Origin of the sequence: Sphingopyxis sp., assembly GCF_036402335.1 — a bacterium.
GTDB lineage: Bacteria > Pseudomonadota > Alphaproteobacteria > Sphingomonadales > Sphingomonadaceae > Sphingopyxis.
In genome coordinates this window covers 1-3,775 of sequence record NZ_DASWTD010000298.1, presented here as the reverse complement: position 1 = coordinate 3,775, position 3,775 = coordinate 1, and the positions used below count along the sequence as shown (strand labels likewise).

Below are 3,775 nucleotides of genomic sequence, written 5' to 3'. Positions count from 1 at the left end.
ATGAAACGCATGGGCAAATCCTCCTCGAACGGGCTATGCTGCGGCTTCCGGACCCCATGCTCGATAGAAGGAGTCGACCGCAGCGTCGACTTCGTCCTGCAGGCGGCCAAGATCGCGACTTTCGGGAAGATTGAGAATCGCGAACTGATAGAGGCCCGATTGGCACAGGCCGGCGAATTGCTGCACCGCGCGCATCGGATCGCCCATCCGGATTTCGCCGCGCACCATCTTTTCGGTGACCCACGCTGCCGCGCGCGCCTTGCCGCGGCGCGGGCCACGGTCATAGAAGGTCTCGGCGAGATGCGGGAAGCGATCGGCTTCGCCGACGACGAGCCGATAGAGCGACAGCAACGGCGCCGCGGTCAGTTTCGTCATCAACACCATGCCGAACCGGCGCAGCACATCGGGTACCGGCTGGTCGAGCGGCAGTTCGATCGTCAGCGCGTCGCCATATTGCTCGACGATGCCGTCGACAACGGCGGCGAACAGATCCTCCTTCGACGGGAAATAGGTCCAGAGCGTCGTCTTCGACCCGCCGACCTTGCTCGCGATCGACGACATCGTCGTCCCCGCATAGCCGTTCGCGAAGAACAGCTCGCGCGCGGCATCGACAAACGCCTTGCGGCGCATCGCCGCGGCATCGTCCGCATCTGCCGTACCAGCTGGTATCATTTCAATTGACAACACATCCTCCGAGGTCCAATGGCGCATGATACCAGCTAGTATCGTTGGAAGCCATGCCCCGATCCATTTTTCTCTCCTCCGCTGTTTTCAGCCTGCTCGCGGGCTGCGCGACCGTTCCTGATCTTGGACCGAGGCCGGCGCCTGTTGCCGTCGAGGCGCTTGAGTCGCAGGCGTCTCTGGCTGGCGCACAGGGAGAGTGGCCGGCCGAAGGCTGGTGGCATAGCCTGGGTGACGTGCAGCTCGACGCGCTGATTGCCGAGGGACTGAAGGATTCACCCGATGTTGCGATCGCCGCGGCGCGCATTCGCGCGGCCGAGGCGATGGCAGAGCAGGCCGGCGCTGCCTTGCTGCCTCGCGTCGGCGTCGAGGGTAGCGCGGGCGGGGTCCAGCAGAGCAAGAATATGGGCATTCCGCCCGACTTCGTTCCCGACGGCATTCAGGATACCGGCCATATCGCCGCTACCTTCAGCTTCGACCTCGACCTGTGGGGCAAGAATCGCGCCGCGCTTGCCGCCGCGACCTCCGAGGCGGAGGCCGCCCGCGTCGACGAAGCGCAGGCACGACTGATGCTCACGACGGGGATCGCATCGGCCTATGCCGATCTGGCGGGCTATTATCACGCGCTCGACGTCGCGAACGAGACGGTGCGGGTCCGCACCGCGAGCGCGAACCTGTCGGGCGAACGCGCGCGTGCGGGTATCGAGAATCAGGCGAGCCAGCGACAGGCGGAAAGCCGCGCCGCCTCGGCGCGCGCCGATGTCGTCGCGCTCGAGGAGGTGATCGCGACGACCCGCAACCGGCTCGCCGCGCTGATCGGCGCCGGCCCCGATCGCGGTCTGTCGATCGAGCGGCCGCAGATGGCGCGGCCGTCGCTGGGCTTGCCGGCGAACGCCGGGATCGACCTGATCGGTCGCCGCCCCGACATCGTCGCCGCACGCCTGCGGTCCGAAGCCGCTGCAAAGCGCATCGACGCCGCGCGCGCCGATTTCTATCCGAACATCAGCCTGTCGGCGCTTGTCGGGCTCCAGTCGCTCGGCCTCTCCAATCTTTTCAAATCGGGGTCCGAATATGGCAATGGCGGCGCGGCGATCAGCCTGCCGGTTTTCGAGGGCGGACGGCTGCAGGGCCGCTATCGCGGTTCGCGCGCTGACTATGATGTGGCGGTCGCGACCTATGATCGCACGCTGATCGGCGCGCTGCGAGACGTTGCCGATATTGTCGCGAGCCGCGCCGCGACGACACGCCAGCTTGCGGGCCGGCGCGAGGCGTTGACCGCCGCGGCCGAGGCGTCGAAGCTCGCCGGGCTGCGCTATCGCGCGGGCCTCTCGAACCAGATCGTCCAGCTCACCGCCGAGGACAGCATGGTCGCGCTCAGCCGCACCGTCGCCGACCTCGAAGCGCGACAGCTTTCTCTCGATATCGCCCTGATCCGCGCGCTTGGCGGCGGTTACCGGGCCGCCAATCCAACAGGAGACGAATGATGGCCGACGAAACGGCTGCAGCCGAAACCAACGCTCCCGAAATGGCAGAAGCGGAAAACAACGGAGCCAAACGCAAGAAGCTGCTCCGCATCCTGGCCATCGTCGTTGTGACGGTCGCAATCCTGTGGGGTCTCTGGTATTTCCTGACGCAGGCGGGGCGCGTCCACACCGACAACGCCTATGTCGGCGCCGATTCGGCGCAGGTCACCGCTCTCGTTTCGGGCCCGGTCAAGGAAGTGCGCGTCAGCGGGACGCAGGCGGTAAAAAAAGGCGATATCCTCGTCATCCTCGACGATGCCGATCAGCGGATTGCGGTCGCCGATGCCGAAGCGGCGGTGCGGCTTGCACGCCAGCGTTACGGGCAGGCCGACGCCAATGCCGGCGCGGCGCGCGCGCGCGTCGCGGCGCGCGGCGCCGATATCGCGCAGGCGCGGGCACGCCTGCGCGACGCCAATGCAACGGTCGACCGCGCGCGCGCCGAACTGGCGCGACGCGAAAGCATCGCCGGCACCGGTGCGGTGTCGGGTGAAGAATTGACCGCGGCGCGGGCGGCGCTGGCTTCGGCATCGGCAGCGCGTGACCTCGCCGCCGCTGGCATCACCTCGGCCGAGGCGACGCGCGGCTCGGCGAGCGGCGATCTCGGTGCTGCCGAAGCCGTGGTGCGCGGTACAACGATCAACACCGCGCCCGATGTTGCGGCGGCCGAGGCCCGGCTCGAAAAGGCCAGGCTGGACCTGGCGCGCACCGTGCTGCGTGCGCCCGTCGACGGCATCGTTACCAACCGCCAGGTGCAGGTCGGCCAGCGGATCGCCGCTGGCGCGCCGATCATGGTGCTTGTTCCGATCGCGACCGCCTATGTCGACGCGAATTTCAAGGAAAGCCAGTTCAAGGACATCCGCATCGGGCAGCCGGTCGAACTGGTGTCCGACTATTATGGCGGCGACATCGTCTATCGCGGCAAGGTCGTCGGCATCGCGGGCGGGACCGGTGCGGCCTTCTCGTTGATCCCCGCGCAGAATGCGACGGGCAACTGGGTGAAGGTCGTCCAGCGTCTGCCGGTGCGCATCGCGCTTGATCCCAAGGAGTTGAAGGCGCATCCGCTGCGCGTCGGCCTCTCGATGGAAGCCACGATCGACACGCGCGGTAACTGAGGCGCAGGAGACGGAAAATGGCCAGCGCCGCTGCTCCTGCCTTGTCCGCCAGCGTCCCGGCCGAGCCGCAACCGCTCACCGGGGTGCGGTTGATTGTCGCCGCCTTTGCGCTCGCTCTCGCCAATTTCGTTGTGGTGCTCGACACCACGATTGCCAATGTGTCGGTTCCGCACATCGCCGGGGGCCTCGCCGTGTCGCCGACGCAGGGAACATGGGTGATCACCAGCTATGCGGTCGCTGACGCAATCAGCGTACCGCTGACCGGCTGGCTCGCGATGCGCTTTGGCACCGTGCGCTGGTTCATGATCTCGATCATCGGCTTCGGTATCTTCTCTTTTCTCTGCGGCGTGTCGCGTACGCTCGATGCGCTGGTGCTTTTCCGGGTGCTACAGGGGCTCGCGGGCGGTCCGTTGATGCCGTTGTCGCAGATTTTGCTGTTGCGCATTTTCCCGAAGGAAA

At 66.6% G+C, this 3,775-nt stretch carries 4 protein-coding genes; 3 read left to right on the top strand and 1 reads right to left on the bottom strand.

From position 1 onward, the window contains the following. Nucleotides 1-33: 33 nt before the first annotated feature. Complete coding sequence (locus tag VGD20_RS09270) at nt 34-672, bottom strand: TetR/AcrR family transcriptional regulator (RefSeq protein WP_331134165.1); 639 nt, start codon at nt 670-672, stop codon at nt 34-36. Nucleotides 673-737: 65 nt separating this feature from the next. Between VGD20_RS09270 and VGD20_RS09265 the strand changes: the two genes are divergently transcribed. The 3 genes from VGD20_RS09265 to VGD20_RS09255 all read left to right on the top strand — a co-directional run. Next, nucleotides 738-2,165: an efflux transporter outer membrane subunit gene (locus VGD20_RS09265; RefSeq protein ID WP_331134164.1), complete on the top strand. Its 1,428-nt coding sequence runs from the start codon at nt 738-740 to the stop codon at nt 2,163-2,165. Further along, on the top strand, nt 2,165-3,316 hold the full coding sequence (locus VGD20_RS09260; protein WP_414714562.1) for an HlyD family efflux transporter periplasmic adaptor subunit: 1,152 nt from the start codon (nt 2,165-2,167) through the stop codon (nt 3,314-3,316). The genes VGD20_RS09265 and VGD20_RS09260 overlap by 1 nt, the downstream gene beginning before the upstream one ends. 17 nt (nt 3,317-3,333) lie before the next feature. After that, on the top strand, nt 3,334-3,775 hold a 442-nt coding region (locus VGD20_RS09255; protein ID WP_331134162.1), incomplete at its 3' end, for an MFS transporter.